16 protein-coding genes and 1 pseudogene are annotated in these 16,172 nt (G+C 48.6%); 5 read left to right on the top strand and 12 right to left on the bottom strand.

What is annotated here, in order from left to right; genetic code table 11:
• Positions 1-24: 24 nt before the first annotated feature.
• The 12 genes from ACPYIV_RS14650 to ACPYIV_RS14595 form a co-directional block, all read right to left on the bottom strand.
• Entirely contained in the window at positions 25-1,245 is a 1,221-nt protein-coding gene (locus tag ACPYIV_RS14650; protein ID WP_293734200.1) for an ABC transporter permease, read from the bottom strand.
• A 144-nt stretch (positions 1,246-1,389) separates the two neighbouring features.
• Positions 1,390-2,130: an ABC transporter ATP-binding protein gene (locus ACPYIV_RS14645; protein WP_293734199.1), complete on the bottom strand. Its 741-nt coding sequence runs from the start codon at positions 2,128-2,130 to the stop codon at positions 1,390-1,392.
• 44 nt (positions 2,131-2,174) lie between these two features.
• Positions 2,175-3,404, bottom strand: coding sequence for an efflux RND transporter periplasmic adaptor subunit (locus tag ACPYIV_RS14640; protein ID WP_293734198.1), 1,230 nt, complete (start codon positions 3,402-3,404; stop codon positions 2,175-2,177).
• Between the two features lie 132 nt (positions 3,405-3,536).
• The gene (locus tag ACPYIV_RS14635; RefSeq protein WP_293734197.1) at positions 3,537-4,892 is read right to left on the bottom strand and encodes a TolC family protein; all 1,356 of its coding nucleotides are present in this window, start codon (positions 4,890-4,892) and stop codon (positions 3,537-3,539) included.
• Positions 4,893-5,032: 140 nt separating this feature from the next.
• Positions 5,033-5,584: a chromate transporter gene (locus tag ACPYIV_RS14630; RefSeq protein WP_293734196.1), complete on the bottom strand. Its 552-nt coding sequence runs from the start codon at positions 5,582-5,584 to the stop codon at positions 5,033-5,035.
• A gap of 1 nt (position 5,585) precedes the next feature.
• Positions 5,586-6,116 carry a chromate transporter gene (locus ACPYIV_RS14625; protein ID WP_299364178.1) on the bottom strand — a complete coding sequence of 177 codons (531 nt, stop codon included), beginning with the start codon at positions 6,114-6,116 and terminating at the stop codon, positions 5,586-5,588.
• Positions 6,117-6,122: 6 nt separating this feature from the next.
• Positions 6,123-6,401, bottom strand: coding sequence for a type II toxin-antitoxin system YafQ family toxin (locus tag ACPYIV_RS14620; protein ID WP_005651399.1), 279 nt, complete (start codon positions 6,399-6,401; stop codon positions 6,123-6,125).
• Positions 6,398-6,592: a hypothetical protein gene (locus ACPYIV_RS14615; RefSeq protein WP_227225855.1), complete on the bottom strand. Its 195-nt coding sequence runs from the start codon at positions 6,590-6,592 to the stop codon at positions 6,398-6,400. The genes ACPYIV_RS14620 and ACPYIV_RS14615 overlap by 4 nt, the downstream gene beginning before the upstream one ends.
• A 74-nt stretch (positions 6,593-6,666) precedes the next feature.
• Positions 6,667-8,259, bottom strand: a complete 1,593-nt coding sequence (locus tag ACPYIV_RS14610) for a S41 family peptidase (protein ID WP_293734194.1) — start codon at positions 8,257-8,259, stop codon at positions 6,667-6,669.
• 11 nt (positions 8,260-8,270) lie between these two features.
• A complete protein-coding gene (gene coaD, locus ACPYIV_RS14605) occupies positions 8,271-8,744 on the bottom strand; it encodes a pantetheine-phosphate adenylyltransferase (protein WP_293734193.1) in 474 nt (157 codons plus the stop codon).
• Positions 8,731-10,596 (bottom strand): DNA topoisomerase IV subunit B, encoded by a 1,866-nt coding sequence (locus tag ACPYIV_RS14600; protein WP_293734192.1) that lies wholly within the window; start codon positions 10,594-10,596, stop codon positions 8,731-8,733. The genes coaD and ACPYIV_RS14600 overlap by 14 nt, the downstream gene beginning before the upstream one ends.
• Positions 10,584-11,717 carry a hypothetical protein gene (locus ACPYIV_RS14595; protein WP_425883703.1) on the bottom strand — a complete coding sequence of 378 codons (1,134 nt, stop codon included), beginning with the start codon at positions 11,715-11,717 and terminating at the stop codon, positions 10,584-10,586. The genes ACPYIV_RS14600 and ACPYIV_RS14595 overlap by 13 nt, the downstream gene beginning before the upstream one ends.
• A gap of 463 nt (positions 11,718-12,180) precedes the next feature.
• Between ACPYIV_RS14595 and ACPYIV_RS14590 the strand changes: the two genes are divergently transcribed.
• The 5 genes and pseudogenes from ACPYIV_RS14590 (at position 12,181) to ACPYIV_RS14570 (ending at position 16,164) form a co-directional block, all read left to right on the top strand.
• Positions 12,181-13,494 carry a UDP-glucose dehydrogenase family protein gene (locus tag ACPYIV_RS14590; protein WP_293734190.1) on the top strand — a complete coding sequence of 438 codons (1,314 nt, stop codon included), beginning with the start codon at positions 12,181-12,183 and terminating at the stop codon, positions 13,492-13,494.
• 25 nt (positions 13,495-13,519) lie between these two features.
• Positions 13,520-13,954 (top strand): type II toxin-antitoxin system antitoxin SocA domain-containing protein, encoded by a 435-nt coding sequence (locus ACPYIV_RS14585; RefSeq protein WP_425883701.1) that lies wholly within the window; start codon positions 13,520-13,522, stop codon positions 13,952-13,954.
• A 78-nt stretch (positions 13,955-14,032) separates the two neighbouring features.
• Positions 14,033-14,350 carry a nucleotidyltransferase domain-containing protein gene (locus tag ACPYIV_RS14580; RefSeq protein WP_008147053.1) on the top strand — a complete coding sequence of 106 codons (318 nt, stop codon included), beginning with the start codon at positions 14,033-14,035 and terminating at the stop codon, positions 14,348-14,350.
• A 248-nt stretch (positions 14,351-14,598) separates the two neighbouring features.
• Positions 14,599-15,227, top strand: a pseudogene (locus ACPYIV_RS14575) (BRO-N domain-containing protein).
• A gap of 160 nt (positions 15,228-15,387) precedes the next feature.
• Positions 15,388-16,164, top strand: a complete 777-nt coding sequence (locus ACPYIV_RS14570; RefSeq protein ID WP_425883698.1) for an FkbM family methyltransferase — start codon at positions 15,388-15,390, stop codon at positions 16,162-16,164.
• Positions 16,165-16,172: the final 8 nt, after the last annotated feature.

Here is a 16,172-nt window from a genome sequence, read left to right as displayed (position 1 = left end):
CGTGCAGGAGACGCTTACCGCCTGCTACTCGTAGCGTATAGCCTCTATCGGGTCGAGTTGTGCCGCCTTCTTGGCCGGATACCATCCGAAGAATACGCCGGTGACGGTACATACGGCGAACGACAGGACAACGCTCCAGGGTTGGATGAAGATCGGAAAGTGGGCGACCCCGTTCACGACAAGGGCCGCGCCCACTCCAAAGACTACACCTATCAAACCGCCTGTCACACTGATCAGGATGGACTCGATCAGGAATTGTGCCAGGATGTCGATGCCTTTAGCCCCGATGCTCATGCGGAGGCCGATCTCACGTGTACGCTCGGTGACGCTGACGTACATGATGTTCATAATTCCTATGCCGCCTACGAGAAGCGAAATACCCGCCACAGCCGCCAACAGCACGGTCATCATATCCGTAGTGCTTGTCAACATCGTGCTCAACTCCTGCTGGCTACGGATGGTAAAATCATCATCGTCACTTTCCTTCAACTTATGGTTGCGGCGGAGTATTTCGGTAATCTCGTCGATGGCCTGGTCGGTGTATTCCTCCTTGAGGGCCGAACAGGTTATGCCTTGCAGATGGGTGATGGCCAGGACCTTTTTCTGAATAGTTGTGTATGGAGCTAAGATTAGGTCGTCCTGGTCCATTCCCATGCTGTTGTATCCTTTGCTTTCCAGCACGCCTACGATGCGGAACGGCAGACTCTTGAATCGTATCACTTTGCCTATCGGGTTTTCCCCGTTCGGGAAAAGGTTGTCGACGACGGTTTTGCCGACGATGCAGACTTTGGCGGCCGTCTGGATGTCCTGCTCGGAGAACATCTCGCCGTCGTCTACTTTATAACGGCGTATCTCGAGATAGTCGGGACTGATGCCGTAGACGGTGGTCGGGGCGTTGTTGGCGCCGTAGATCGCCTGCCCGCTGCTGTTGACCGAGGGCGAGACGGCGGAGACGTAGCGTGTCTCGTCTACTATATTTTCATAATCGAGCAGCTTCAGGGTCTCCATAGCGGAGGCATCCTGACGGACACCGCCACGCACGTCGGCGCCCGGATGTATCATGATCATGTTGGAACCCATCTCGCTGATCTGTGCCTGTATGCTTCGCTTCGAGCCTTGCCCGATGGCGAGCATCGTGATCACGGAGGCTACGCCGATGATGATGCCGAGCATCGTCAGGAAACCGCGCATCTTGTTGTTGGCGAGCGCCCGGACAGCTATTTTTATTAGGTTTGTACCGTTCATTGTTTTTGTTGTTTATATGTTACTTTTTAAACACCTTCGCCTCCTTCCGCTTGTATCGGATGATTCCGGTATTCGCATAAAGGGGCACCCACGGAAGGGCGGCAAGGTGCATAACCTTATATTCATTTAATATCGATTAAATGATCAATCATCGTTCTTCGGCAATCGTGCCAAAGCATCCGCTGCGTTCAGGATATTCTCGTTGACCGTGTCGGAGGTGACATGCCCGTCACGCAGCGTGATGTTGCGGCTGCTGTACTGGGCGATCTCCGGGTTGTGGGTCACGAATATGATGGTACGTCCTTCGGCATGGAGCTTCTGGAACAGTACCAGTATCTCGAACGAGGTGCGGGTGTCGAGGTTTCCAGTCGCTTCGTCGGCGAGGATTACGGCTGGATCGTTCACTAATGCCCGGGCGATGGCGACGCGTTGCATTTGTCCGCCGGACATCTGGTTGCTCTTGTGCATCAGGCGGTCGCCCAGTCCGACGGCTACCAGCGATTCGACTGCTTTTTGGTGGCGGGCGGAGGCGCTATAGTTCGGATTGTACATCAGGGGAAGTTCCACGTTCTCCACTGCAGTGGTCTTGGGGAGCAGGTTGTAACTCTGAAAGACGAATCCGATCTTGCGGTTGCGCAGGGTGGCACGGGAGTTCTTCCCCATCGTGCGGACCGATGTGCCGTCGAGGTAATACTCCCCGCTCGTCGGCGTGTCGAGGCAACCCAACGTGTTCAGCAAGGTGCTCTTTCCGGAACCGGATGTCCCCATGATGGTGACAAACTCGCCTTCGTAGATCGTGAAGGAGACGCCACGCAGGGCATGGACCGTTTCGTCTCCGACCTTGAAGTCACGTTTGATGTTATCTAATTTGATTATCTCTTTCATATTGTTGTACTCCTTGTTTGGGAGGGCAGGTTTGGAACCTGCCCCTACTTGGCGTTCTTTTTGTTCTTATTACTTCCCGGAGGGCCTGGCATGAACGGGCTTCTTTCCGTTCCGGACTCGGCGGTCGGGGTTACGGAGGAGGCTTCGAGGTCGACTGCCAGCTCTTCACCTTCGGAAAGGCCGTCGGTGATCTCGATCATGTTTCCGCTGGTGGAACCGACGGTGACGGCTTTCGGCTTCAATTCCTGTCCGTTCCTGATCCATACGAGGCGTTTTCCGGCAGGGGCTTCCGTCCCGGCTTCGGTGACGATGTAGCCCAGTTGGGCGAGTATCTCAGCGTCCGGCACGAAGCGGAGCGATTTGGTCGGGACTGTCAGCACGTTGTCACGTTCCAGGGTGAAGATCGTCACGTTGGCGGTCAGGCGCGGCTTCAGTTTCAGGTCGGGATTCTCGGCAGATATCACCACCTCGTAGGTAACGACCGTCGAGGTCGAGGTGCTGGCGGAACTACTGCTTTCGCTGTCGCCGAGGCGGATCTGGGTGACTGTCCCTTCGAATACGTCGTTCGGATAGGCGTCGACGGTGAAGGAGACGCGTTGCCCGTTCTCCACGTTGCCTATATCGGCTTCATCCACGTCGGCGATCACCTGCATCTTGGTCAGGTCGGCTGCGATCGTGAACAAGGTCGGGGTCTCGAAGCCGGCGGCCACTGTCTGTCCCTCTTCAACGGCGCGGTTGATGACGACACCGTCGATCGGGCTGGTGATGGTCGCATATTCGAGGTTGCGGTTCACTTTGACCATTGCCGCCTGGTTCTGTTCGTAGGCGGCTTTTGCCTTCTCGTAGTTGTAGGTGGAAGTTTCATAGTCCGAGTCGCTGATCAGCTTCTTTTCGAAGAGGATCTTGTTACGGGCGTAGTTCTTCTGCTGGTACTCGTATTCGCTTTTGCTGCTTGCCAGCTGTGCCTGGGCGGAGGCGAGTTCGGCTTTCAGGTTGACCTTGTCCATTTCGGCGATCAACTGTCCGGCTTTGACCACGTCGTTGTAGTCTGCATACAACTTGTCGATGATGCCGGACACCTGCGTGCCGACTTCGACTTCCGTTACCGGTTCGACCGTACCGGTTGCCGTTACCGTGTTCGAGATGGAACTACGGCCCACTTTGGCGGTTTCGAGCCGGATACCGCCTTTCGACGTTTTGCCTGTGAAGAGCCAGATGCCGCCTGCCACAACCAGTACGCCTACTATACCGATGATAAGTTTCTTCTTGTTCATATCTTTATCTGTTTTTATTTCTTTTTTGATACCGGTCCCTTTTGTGGGGTCCCTGCCGGAGTGACTCGAAGCAGGGACCGAAACAAAAAGAGAGTGAATATATTCATTAGTGTTTCACCCCTAATGCGTGATTCAGAACAAATTGATCTCTTCTCCCTGGTAGAAGCGCAACAAGCCAGCGTTCAGGATGGCCGTGTATTTGGCCTGGAGCGTCTCTTGTTGTGCACTCAGGAGGTTGTTTTTCTCTGTGAGCAACTCCACCGTGTTCTTCATGCCGACGTTGAACTGTTCGCTGACGAGGGAGTAGCTGGTTTCCGTACTCTTCAACTTCCGGGCGGCTGCCACGTATTGCTGTTGTGCGCTGTTGGCGGCCAGCCAGAGGTTTTCGATGGTCTTATAGAGTGTCTTCTGGTTATCCAGCAGGTCTAATTGGCTGGTCTGCTTTTGCAGTTTGGCCTTGTTGATGGAGCTTTTCGTCTGCCGTTTGTCGAAGATGGGGATGCTGAGGGTCAATCCCAGCGAGTTGTTCCAGTTTTGCTTGACCTGTTCGCTGAAGCTGAAGTCGCTACCGTTGGCATTCGTGCTACCGATACCTGCGCTGAGGCTTAGGGTCGGGAGGTAGCCTGCGCGAGCCATCTTGATACTCAGGTCGGAGGTCTCCACGTTCAGCTTTCCGGCTTCTATTTCGGGACGGAGGCTGAGGGCGGTGTTGTAGACGTCGTCCTTTGCCGGGAGCGGGATCAACACGTTGCTGTCGCCCAGCTGGGGCATTTCGAGGTTCATTTCGAAGTCTCCGTCCAGTTCGAGGAGTTGTTTCAATTGCAATTTGTAATCCTGCAGGGTGGCTTCGGAGGTTACCAACTGGTAGTTGTCGCTGCTGACCTGTGCCTCCAGTTGGGCGAGGTCGCTCGAGGCGATGCTACCGACGTTGAACAGTTCCTGTCCCCGTTCGTATTGCTTCTGGCTCACTTCCAGTGTCGACCGGTTCACCTTGACGGCTTCGGCGGAGTAGAGGATTTGCACGTACAACTGGGTGATATTTTCCTCGATGGAGTTTTCGCTTTCGTCCACGCTCAGTTCGGCGATGCGGTTGTTCAGCTTTTGCTGCTTGACGGTGTTTACCCGTTTGCTGCCGTTATAGACGGTCCAGTTGGCGTCGATGCCATAGCTGCCGTTGTACGAAGTCTTGCTTTCGCTTGTCGTGATGTTATCGCCGCTGATGATGGTTCCGCTTGCGCTGTTCGGGCGGTTGACAACGCGCTGGCTGATGTTCCCGCTCAGGGAGGGCAGGAAGTCCGCCTTGGCTGTCTTTACGTCTTCTTGCGCACTTTCGACACTGATGCGGTTCCGCTGGATAGTGATGTTATGCTCCAACGCATAATCGATGCAATCGCGAAGCGTCCATTGCTTGGGTGCGTCTTCCTCCGCTTTCATCCCGGCGGGCAGGAGGAGCAGGCAGGAGAGGAGTATGGAAGAAATCTGTTTCATGATGCTTTCGTTTTGTAACCTGACAATCTTTTTACCTTTTTACGAAAGCAAAACTACAACGTGATGAAAACCTGCACAACCGGATTAGAAAAAGAGGAGTGTTTCCTCGACAAAAGGGGAATTTCTATCGATGAAAGGAATTACCAGTAGAGGGCAATTCCGGCGATACCTGCCAGAATAATCATCAATATCGGATTGATCTTGAACTTCCAGGTGAGGATGAATGCACTTCCGAAGATCAGGAAGCTTTTATAGTCGATGAAGTTCTCGCTGTTCATCAACAGCAGGGCCGCCGCTGCAATCAGGCCGACCGTAGCCGGACGAAGCCCGTAGAACGCGGCTGCTACATATTTGTTGTTCCTGAATTTGGCAAAGGCGTATGAGATAGCCAGTACCAGCAGGAAAGAAGGAAGGCAGACGGCAAAGGTCGTCAGGCAGGAGCCTAATATGGACATGGCGGGCGAATAACCGGCGTTGTGGATAGCCGTATATCCGATGTAGGTAGCGCTGTTGATCCCGATCGGGCCGGGTGTCATCTGGGAGATGGCGACGATATCCGTAAACTCCTGCGACGATATCCAGCCGTAGCGGTCCACCACGTCCGCCTGTATCAAGGAGAGCATTGCATAGCCGCCGCCGAAACCGAATATCCCGATTTTTAGATATACGTAGAATAATTGCAACCAGATCATATCAGTCTTTCTTTATTTTCAGTCCGTAAATAAGTCCTCCTATAATAGCTGCGACGATCACCCATACAGGCGATAATCCTCCCTGCCAGATCAGCAATGCGGCAGCGATAGGGATAATCAACTCTTTGTAACTCATCTTGATCGACCGTGCCGTCGTCAGGCAGGGCACGGCAATCAGGGCAACGACCGCCGGACGCAATCCTTTGAATGCTTTCTCTACCCATACGTTGTCTTGGATATGGGTGAAAAACAAGGCGATCGCCAATATAATAATAAAAGAGGGAAGGATGCTTCCCAAAGCGCAAACAATACCTCCCGGCACTTTCTTCAACTTATATCCGACAAAAATAGAGATGTTCACGGCGAAGATGCCGGGCAAGGACTGGGCCACGGAGAAGAGGTCGATAAAATCTTCTTTCGAAAGCCATCCTTTATCTACCACCTCCCGCTGTATCAGGGGCAGCATTGCATACCCACCCCCGATAGTGAAAGTTCCTATTTTAACGAATGTCAGAAAAAGTGTCCAGTACATAATCCTTTAGAATAAATCTGAATGTGTTCCGGTTGAAGTTAATATCAAAATGAGTTCATCATCGTTTTGCTCCCATATTAATAACCAATCGCCTTTAATATGGCATTCCCAATAGTTAGCATAATTACCACTTAGTTTGTGGGCACGATATTGTTTTGATAATGTCCCGTTCAATTTGAGTTGCTCTATTACAGTATAGAGGAGGCTAAGTTTTAGTCCCCTCTTCTTACATATTTCCAAGTCCTTTTCAAATCGTTTAGTGATTAGGATCGTGTATGAACTCATAATCCCATCATTTGTTTTAATTCATCCGTAGAAACTTCGCGAACACGCCCGGCTTTGATATCGGCAATGCCTTCATCAAGACTTTTCTGAGTTTTTGTGTGTTTGGTTGTCAGAGTCCATCCGAATTTCTTTGCTATTGTCTTAATGAAAGACAATTCCGAATCCGGCAAAGTAAGTTCTATCGTTTTCATCGTTGTGTCCATCTTTTGTGTTCCTTTCTTTTCGTTGATTAATACAAATATAGGAAGTATTATCGATAATAGGTTTACCGTCCCAGTTCTTTTTCGTATCGTCGGTCGTCGTTGATGAGGCGCAACGCTTCCTGGAAGCTTTCGTTGTCGTCGTTGATAACCTGGAAGTATTCGGCCATGTCATACAGGTCACGGGCGATCAGCGCCTTGATCTGGAGCTTGATGAGCGGTTTGGAACGATTGTATTGTTCTTCGTTGAATTCGATCTTGTCGTCTTTTGCCAATGAGATCAGCTCCTGCATCATGTCGTCTGTCACATTGAAGTTCTGCTTGTATTGGGCGAACTTCGGATATTTCTTGTTCAGCTCGGCACGATGGCGGTCTAAGTAATTCATGGCGATGCGGTTTACCAAGCCGGCGGCTACGACGCTACGGTGATAATCCGTATAGCGGGATGTGTCGACCGGGATAAAGACATCCGGCATGATACCACCTCCGCCATATACGATACGTTTTGTCTCTAACGTATTGTACTTCATCGAGTCGGGGAAATGAATGCTGTCCGCGCTCATCAGTTCGCCCCGGTTGTAGCGGTCGATCAGGTCATGGTTATATTGCTCCTGGTTGCCGTTTATATACGGTTTCTGGATGGAACGGCCTGTAGGCGTATAATAGCGGGCAACCGTCAGGCGGATCATCGAGCCGTCGGGCATCGGGATCGGTTTCTGCACCAGTCCTTTTCCGAACGTACGGCGGCCTACGACAACGCCACGGTCCCAATCCTGCACCGCGCCGGAAAGGATTTCACTGGCGGATGCGGATGTCTCATCTACCAGTACGACCAAACGTCCCTCTTCAAAACCCCCACGAGCCGAAGACTTGGCTTCCTCGCGCGGCTGCTTGTTCCCTTCTGTGTAAACGATCAACTTGTCCTTGCCTAAGAACTCGTCGGCCAGGTCGATCGCTATATTCAGATATCCTCCGCCATTTCCCTGCAAGTCGAGGATCAGGTTCTTCATGCCCTGTTTCTTCAGTTTCTCCAAGGCTTCGCGGAATTCGTCAGCCGACGAAGCGGCGAAACGGTTCAATTTGATATATCCGGTAGTCTTATCCGCCATATAAGCGGCGTCTAAGCTGTATACAGGAATCTTTCCGCGTGTGATCTTGAACTCGATCAGGTCGGGCACTCCGCCGCGCAGGACCTTTACCCGCACTTCCGTGTTCTTCGGGCCGCGCAGGCGTTTCATCACATCCGTATTCTTCATCTTGACGCCGGCAATCAGCGTGTCGTCTACCATGATAATACGGTCGCCGGCCATCAAGCCGACCTTTTCCGACGGTCCGCCGGGAATTACCTGGATCACATATAATGTATCCGTCAGCATATTGAACTGGATGCCGATCCCGTCGAAGTTACCCTGCAACGGTTCCGTCATCTCTTTCGTCTCTTCCGGGTCCGTATAGGTAGAGTGGGGGTCCAGCTTTTCCAGCATGCCGACGATGGCGTCCTCAACCAGCTTTGTTTCGCTTGTTGAGTCCACATATAAATTTGTGATGGCATACAAAGCCAACTGGAGCTTGCGGGCATCTACATTGTTGCCGCGCTGTGCCGACATCGAAGCGGCAAACACACTCAATATAAGGAGTGGAAGGAAAATTCGTTTCATTGTTCTATTTTTTAGTAAAGGTTTGTCCCTTTCGGCACAAACTGGGAAATATCTTTGCCGTAACGCAGCAGCTCCCGCACAATGCTGGAACTGATATGCGTATGTTCCGGTTCCGTAAAAAGAATAAATGTCTCGATCCCGCTCAACTTGCGGTTCACATCGGCTATGCTCTTCTCATATTCGAAATCGTTCACCGTACGGATGCCGCGCAGGATAAAGCCTGCATTCATTTGCCGGGCGAAATCGACCGTCAGCGAATCGTACGACATGACCCGTACGCGCGGTTCTTCCTTGTAGAGATCCCGGATTGCCTCCAACCGTCTCTCCAATGAGAAATAAGTCCGTTTCGTGTCGTTGATACCGATCGAGATAATGATCTCATCCACCAGCTCGAGCCCGCGGCTTACCAGCGATTCGTGTCCGATCGTGAAAGGGTCGAACGTTCCGGGGAAAAGGGCGATACGCTTATTTTCAATTGACGACATCTTCTTCTACAACTAAGTTTTCTATAATAAAGTTCTGTCGTTCCATGGTATTCTTGCCCATATAGAACTCCAGCATATCTTTGACAAGGTCTTCTTTCTTCATGGTCACCGGGTCTAAGCGGATATCCTTTCCGATAAAATGCTTGAACTCGTCCGGCGAAATCTCTCCCAAACCTTTGAACCGGGTGATCTCGGCATTCTTTCCGGCGGCGGCGATTGCGTTCACGCGTTCCTCTTCGCTGTAGCAATACCAGGTCTTCTGCTTATTGCGCACGCGGAACAGCGGCGTTTGCAGGATATAGACATGGTTCCGCTTGATCAGGTCCGGGAAGAACTGAAGGAAGAAGGTGATCAGCAACAGGCGGATATGCATACCGTCCACATCGGCATCGGTTGCAATAATCACTTTGTTGTAGCGTAAACCTTCCAGTCCGTCTTCTATGTTCAAGGCGGCCTGTAGCAGGTTGAACTCTTCGTTCTCGTACACGATCTTCTTGGTCAGCCCGAAACTGTTCAACGGTTTACCACGAAGACTGAACACCGCTTGCAGGTTCGGATCGCGGCTTTTCGTGATAGAACCGCTTGCCGAATCTCCCTCGGTGATAAAGATGCAACTGTCTTCCAGATTGTCGCCTTTCGTATCGTTCAGGTGAATGCGGCAGTCGCGCAACTTACGGTTGTGCAGGTTTGCTTTCTTCGCACGTTCGCGGGCCAGCTTTGTTACGCCGGCGATCGCCTTGCGTTCTTTTTCCGATTCCTGTATCTTACGCAGCAGGGCATCCGATGTCTCCGCATTCTTGTGCAGGTAGTTGTCTAATTCCTTCTTGATGAAGTCCCCGATAAACTTGCCAACCGAAGGACCGTCCGGCCCCATGTCTTTCGAACCTAACTTGGTCTTTGTCTGGCTTTCGAATACCGGCTCTTCCACCTTGATACTGATGGCCGCCACCACACCGGCGCGAATGTCCGAATATTCGAAGTTCTTATTATAATATTCTTTTATGACGCGTCCCAACGCTTCGCGGAAGGCAGAAAGGTGCGTACCTCCCTGCGTCGTGTACTGCCCGTTCACGAACGAGTAATATTCTTCCCCGTATTGATTGCTATGGGTAATTACTACCTCGATGTCCTCATCTTTCAGATGGATGATAGGATATAAAGGCTCGGTAGTCATATTCTCATTCAGCAAGTCGACAAGCCCGTTGCGCGAATGATATTTTTTGCCATTGAAGATAATCGTCAGCCCGGAGTTCAGGAATACATAATTCTTCAGGAGGCTTTCGATAAACTCGTCTTTATACAAGTAATCATTGAAGATCTCTTTGTCGGGAATGAAATAAATAAGAGTCCCGTTCTGCTCCTCCGTCGGGCTTACCGGAGCTTCTTCCGTGATGATCGCTTTGCTGTATTCCACCCGCTTGCATTCGCCATCCCGGTAACTGGTGATCAGGAAATAGCTGCTCAGTGCATTCACAGCCTTGATACCGACACCGTTCAAGCCGACCGACTTTTTGAAAGCCTTGCTGTCGTACTTCGCTCCGGTATTCATCTTACTGGAAACGTCGACTACCTTGCCCAGCGGAATGCCACGGCCGTAGTCGCGTACGGAGACGGTGCCTTCTTCAACGGTCACTTCTATCGTTTTACCATACCCCATCATATATTCGTCGATGGAGTTATCCAGCACCTCTTTCAGCAATACATAAATACCGTCATCGGCATAACTACCGTCGCCTAACTTCCCGATATACATACCGGGGCGGCGACGGATATGTTCCATCCAGTCAAGCGTCTTGATATCGTCATCGTTGTACGCTGTCGGCTGTTGCATTGTTGAATTTAGTTCGTCCATTTTTTAATATATGCTCTTCTTGTTTTGTGATGTTCGCGTTTGAAGTAATCCCACTGGGCCTGTACGGCGTTGTTTGTTTCCAGTTCCGGATTGCTTTCTGCGTAAACGGCTCCGACACTTTTGTAAACCGGGATCAGGTCGTTGAACAGCAGTGCGTTCACGCCTTTGCTCTGATATTCCGGCAAGACGCCCGTCAGATAAAGGTCGATCACTTTAGGTTTGCTTTTCAAAGCCTTCAGCAGGTGAATCCAGCCGAATGGGAAAAGATGCCCTTTTGCTTTCTGCAACGCATGAGACAGATTAGGCAGTGAGATGCCGAAGCCGACTACTTCGTCGTCTTCTTCCCGAACGATAAGCGTCACCAGGTCGTAGCGGAGCATCGGTATGTACATATTAATATAGTAGTCGATCTGCTTTTGGGTAAGACGTGCGAATCCGTATAAAGGCGCGTACGACTCGTTCAATGTCTGGAACACCTTCTGCGCATACGGCATAATCGATTTGGCATTCTTGAACTTCATTACCTTCAGCCCGTATTTCTTTTTTACGATCTCGCCGATACGCAAATGCTTCTCCGGCACTCCGTCCGGTATGTAGATCTTGAACTCATGCCAGTCCTGGTCTTTCTCATATCCCATACGTTCCATTTGCTTCGGATAGTAAGGATAATTATAGATGGTCGCCATCGTCCCGATCTGGTCGAACCCTTCGATCAGCATCCCTTCGTGGTCCATATCGGTAAAACCCATCGGTCCGTGCAGCGCGTCCATGCCTTGCTCTTTCGCCCATTTCTCTACGGCCCCGAACAAAGCATCCACTACTTCAACATCGTCGATAAAGTCGACAAACCCGAAGCGCGCATGCTTCTGGTTCCACGTCTCATTACTACGGCGGTTGATCATCCCCGCGATACGTCCCGCAACCTTCCCGTCTTTGTAAGCCAGAAAGTAGATGGCATCACACACTTCGAACGCCGGATTCTTCTTTTTATCCAACGTCACCATCTCTTCTTCGATCAGGCCGGGCACGTGATACGGGTTGCCTTTATATAATTCGATATTGAACTTTACGAACTTTTTGAGTTCCTTCTTACTGGTAACTTCTTTAATTACTACGCTCATCGGTCATTTAGTTTGAACGGCAAATTTACACAATTAATTCATTTTTAGTGCCGGTTGGCAGGAAGAAAATGTTTTCTCTGCTTGATTGCATGAAATCTTCGGCATCTGTTTAGTGTTCGATGCAAGTGTAATTTGTTTTCGGCCATGTCGAATATGTTTTCGACAATGTCGTGTATATTCTCGACAATGTGGAGTATATTTTCGACAACGTCGAAAACAAATTACACTTGCATCGGATTTGAAACGGATCGTGATGTTTTGTCGGCTGGATAAGGGGGATTGTGCTTTTTAATCTCAGTATCGATGCTTTTGTACAAATAACCCGGTTTTACGGTGTATAATGATTCCAATTTCTTATCTTTGTGGCGTTTTCGTTATTTCCTGTATGGGAGTGACGAACCTTTGTGTGCCCGAAACCCTGCTTGAAGGCACTGATATCTAACATTTATTTGATTATAAAATCATGAAAATAGCTATAGTCGGGACAGGTTATGTGGGACTTGTCACCGGTACTTGTTTCGCAGAAATGGGAACCGAAGTTTTCTGCGTCGACGTAAATGCCGAAAAGATCGCAAACCTGAAACAGGGTATCATTCCTATCTACGAGCCCGGCCTTGAAGAGATGGTTCACCGTAACCAGCAAGCCGGCCGTCTCCAATTCACAACCGATTTGACAGAATGCCTGAACGAGGTCGAAGTCCTCTTCAGTGCTGTTGGTACTCCTCCCGACGAAGATGGCAGCGCCGACCTGAAGTATGTGCTCGAAGTTGCTCGTACTGTCGGTCGCAACATGACGAAATATCTCCTTGTCGTGACGAAGAGCACCGTTCCGGTAGGTACGGCCCGCAAGGTCCGTGAGGCGATTCAGGAAGAGTTGGATAAACGGGGCTTGCAGATCGAGTTCGATGTCGCTTCGAATCCGGAATTTCTGAAGGAAGGTGCGGCGATCAAGGACTTTATGAGTCCGGACCGTGTGGTTGTAGGCGTCGAATCGGAGCGTGCAAAGGAGCTGATGACCCGTTTGTACCGTCCGTTCCTGCTGAATAACTTCCGTGTGATTTTCATGGATGTGCCATCTGCAGAGATGACGAAATATGCCGCCAATGCGATGTTGGCCACCCGCATCAGCTTCATGAACGACGTCGCCAACTTGTGCGAGATCGTCGGGGCTGATGTGAATATGGTGCGTAAGGGGATCGGTTCGGATGCCCGTATCGGCAACCGTTTCCTGTATGCGGGTATCGGCTACGGCGGTTCCTGCTTTCCAAAAGATGTCAAAGCGTTGATTAGAACGGCCAAGTCGAACGGTTACCGCATGCGTATCTTAGAAGCGGTCGAAGAGGTCAACGAAGAGCAGAAATCCATCTTGTTCCGTAAGTTGGACGATTATTTCAAAGGTGATCTGAAAGGCAAGCGCATTGCTATGTGGGGCTTGGCCTTCAAGCCGGAAACGGACGATATGCGAGAAGCTCCCTCTTTGATCCTGATCGATAAATTATTGGCTTCCGGTTGCGATGTGTATGTCTACGATCCTGTCTCGATGGAAGAAACCCGCCGTCGCTTGGGAGATGCCGTCCACTATGCCAAAGACATCTATGATGCGGTAGTGGATGCCGATGCCCTCCTGCTCGTCACGGAATGGAAAGAGTTCCGTATGCCTTCCTGGTCAGCCGTCAAAAAACTGATGGCGACCCCTCTGATCTTGGATGGACGTAATATTTACGATGTGAAGGAGTTGGAGGAGAATGGGTTTGTTTATCATTGCGTAGGAAGATAATGGATAATCCGAGCCATTCTTGAGTATGCCTTACGAAGTGTGGCAAGCCGGGCCTGTCGCAAAGGACGTATTCATTGATTTGTCCGATGGTCCGTTCCTATTGAAGGATTTTGTGAAAACCGTGGTGTGTGAAGGAGGAACATTCATCTTGCCTATCTGTGATTTTAGCGATGATGAATTTATGGATTGTGAAATCGACATGATGGATGACATATTGCACAAATATGGTGCTATGACAGCAAAACAATTGGTCGCAGAAACCCATAAACCAGGAACACTTTGGTATCAAGAGGCGGAAAAGCATGGTTTGTTGGAGGCTTTTAGAAATCATGAATGTAATAATTCGGATTTTCGCATTGATTTTTCCCAGATCTTGCCGGAATGTGCAGCAGAAGACTATAAAAGAAGTTTGGAGATCCGAGAGACAGCAAACGAATTAAGGATAAAAGGGAATGTTTGAAGAAGGGAATCTGTTATTGTTTACCCCTTTTTATTTTAAGAACGGGGCAATGCCTCAGCCTAAAATAATATATATAGGATGGATAAAAACGAAATATTACAAGCTATCAAGACAACAGCCAAACAGATTATGCCCTCTGGTACGCGAGTGATTTTGTTTGGCTCGCAAGCTCGTGGAGATGCTCGTGAAGATTCTGATTGGGATATTTTGATTCTTTTGAATAAAGAAAAGCTGGACAATTCAGATCATGATAACTATTCTTATCCTTTGTTTGAGTTGGGATGGAATATCAATGCTCAAATACATCCCATGCTCTATACCACAAAAGATTGGTTGAAGCGAAAATTCTCTATCTTGTATAAAAACGTAGAGCAGGAGGGAATTGAGTTATGTTGACGATGGAGGAAAAAATAGCCATTATCAATTATCGTATACAAAAGTCTTATGATAGTTTACTCTCACGATTATATGAATTGAGACAATCCGGCGATTATGATGATCTTTATGATGCGACAGAGGACGAGGTTACTCCTTTTATTCCTAAAACAACAGAGTTTATTCATTCGATGGAGGTACTATTGACATTGGGAAAAGGGAGCTTGGATCATTAATGAATACGTCCGATAGTCTTAAAAACTAAAACCATGACAAAGAAAGAAGCAATCAAAATCTTTGAAGAAAAGAAAGTACGTACCCTTTGGGATGACGAGACGGAGGAATGGTATTTCTCTGTTGTTGATGTAGTGAGTGTACTGACGGACAGTGTAGATGGACGGAAGTATTGGAACAAACTCAAACAGAGGCTAAAAGCGGAGGGAAGTGAGTTGGTGACAAATTGTCACCAACTGAAATTACCATCAGCAGACGGTAAATATTATAAAACCGATGTCGCCACAACGGAACAGTTGTTCCGCCTGATCCAATCCATCCCATCCCCTAAAGCCGAGCCGTTCAAACTCTGGATGGCACAAGTCGCCAAAGAACGTTTGGACGAGATGCAGGATCTGGAACTGACGATCGACCGGGCAATGAGGGAGTATAAAGCGTTAGGTTATTCCGATCATTGGATCAACCAACGTTTGAAAAGCATCGAAATCCGTAAAGACCTGACGGACGAATGGAAACTGAAGAACACGCCCAAATCGCCCAACAAGGCGGGAAAGCAGCCGAAGCTGCTCGTCGCCAGCTGGAAAGCGACTTGGGACATTCGGTGATCTCTCCGCTGAATGCGAAAAGCGGGTTGAGATTGGAGAAAGGAAAATCGGAAGAATGAAGGATAATGCAAAGATCAAATTTAATACATAAAGTCAGTGATTTGATTCACCGGATAGCACCTGAGGCAGAGATCATTCTTTATGGTTCGCAAGCCAGAGGGGATGCAGGTATGAACTTGAAGGTTGGTGTTATTTGAATATAAATAATTAAAATAAATTATGATTAAAGAATTTTATTGGAAAATAGTACCAGAAAAAATTAGGTATTTGATCGGTGAGTTTTTGAAAACGAAAGAACAGAAAAAACAAGAACTTGCTGAATTGGAAATGAGAATGAATTTTTATTCACAATTTGTTAAAGATGGTGATTTGTATTTTGACGTAGGTGCTAATGTGGGAAACAGGGTTGCACCTATGTTAAGGGTTGGTGCTAAGGTGATAGCTGTGGAACCTCAAAAGTTTTGTGTAAAAAGATTGAGAAGTTTATTTGGTAATAAGATTGTTATAGAGCATACAGGTTTAGGTGCACAAGAAGAAATACGTGATTTTTATGTTAGTAATCAATCTGTTTTATCAACCTTTTCAACGGAGCAGATTGAGAAAACGAAAGATGGACGGTTTAAGACTTCAAGGTGGAAACCTACAACTATGCGGATTACAACGATGGATGCTTTAATTAGAAAATATGGTGTACCCGCGTTTGTAAAGGTAGATGTAGAGGGGTTTGAATTTGAAGTTTTGAAAGGTTTATCGACACCTGTTCAAATGATTAGTTTGGAATATACAGTTCCTGAAATGTCTAATGTTTTGTCAGATTGTATAAATCGCTTGCATCATTTATCTGATAAATATGTTTATAATTATTCAGTAGGGGAGTCAATGAAATTTGCTTTAAATGAATGGATTGATTATGATACAGTGATAGATTATATACAGAAGGAAACTTTTATAAAGACAGGTTTTGGAGATATTTATGCTAAAATGAATAGTTTTTAAGTAGATCA

This window comes from Parabacteroides vesiculifaciens (assembly GCF_049860805.1).
In the GTDB taxonomy this organism is placed as follows: Bacteria; Bacteroidota; Bacteroidia; order Bacteroidales; family Tannerellaceae; genus Parabacteroides.
The sequence above is the reverse complement of the archived record's forward strand: the minus strand, read 5'-3'. Positions and strand labels throughout refer to the sequence as shown.

Bases quoted from the DNA above. Each gene is read 5' to 3' on its own strand.
- ACPYIV_RS14650 (WP_293734200.1), bottom strand. From the start codon at position 1,245: ATGAACGGTACAAACCTAATAAAAATAGCTGTCCGGGCGCTCGCCAAC.
- ACPYIV_RS14645 (WP_293734199.1), bottom strand. From the start codon at position 2,130: ATGAAAGAGATAATCAAATTAGATAACATCAAACGTGACTTCAAGGTC.
- ACPYIV_RS14640 (WP_293734198.1), bottom strand. From the start codon at position 3,404: ATGAACAAGAAGAAACTTATCATCGGTATAGTAGGCGTACTGGTTGTG.
- ACPYIV_RS14635 (WP_293734197.1), bottom strand. From the start codon at position 4,892: ATGAAACAGATTTCTTCCATACTCCTCTCCTGCCTGCTCCTCCTGCCC.
- ACPYIV_RS14630 (WP_293734196.1), bottom strand. From the start codon at position 5,584: ATGATCTGGTTGCAATTATTCTACGTATATCTAAAAATCGGGATATTC.
- ACPYIV_RS14625 (WP_299364178.1), bottom strand. From the start codon at position 6,116: ATGTACTGGACACTTTTTCTGACATTCGTTAAAATAGGAACTTTCACT.
- ACPYIV_RS14620 (WP_005651399.1), bottom strand. From the start codon at position 6,401: ATGAGTTCATACACGATCCTAATCACTAAACGATTTGAAAAGGACTTG.
- ACPYIV_RS14615 (WP_227225855.1), bottom strand. From the start codon at position 6,592: ATGAAAACGATAGAACTTACTTTGCCGGATTCGGAATTGTCTTTCATT.
- ACPYIV_RS14610 (WP_293734194.1), bottom strand. From the start codon at position 8,259: ATGAAACGAATTTTCCTTCCACTCCTTATATTGAGTGTGTTTGCCGCT.
- coaD (WP_293734193.1), bottom strand. From the start codon at position 8,744: ATGTCGTCAATTGAAAATAAGCGTATCGCCCTTTTCCCCGGAACGTTC.
- ACPYIV_RS14600 (WP_293734192.1), bottom strand. From the start codon at position 10,596: ATGGACGAACTAAATTCAACAATGCAACAGCCGACAGCGTACAACGAT.
- ACPYIV_RS14595 (WP_425883703.1), bottom strand. From the start codon at position 11,717: ATGAGCGTAGTAATTAAAGAAGTTACCAGTAAGAAGGAACTCAAAAAG.
- ACPYIV_RS14590 (WP_293734190.1), top strand. From the start codon at position 12,181: ATGAAAATAGCTATAGTCGGGACAGGTTATGTGGGACTTGTCACCGGT.
- ACPYIV_RS14585 (WP_425883701.1), top strand. From the start codon at position 13,520: ATGCCTTACGAAGTGTGGCAAGCCGGGCCTGTCGCAAAGGACGTATTC.
- ACPYIV_RS14580 (WP_008147053.1), top strand. From the start codon at position 14,033: ATGGATAAAAACGAAATATTACAAGCTATCAAGACAACAGCCAAACAG.
- ACPYIV_RS14570 (WP_425883698.1), top strand. From the start codon at position 15,388: ATGATTAAAGAATTTTATTGGAAAATAGTACCAGAAAAAATTAGGTAT.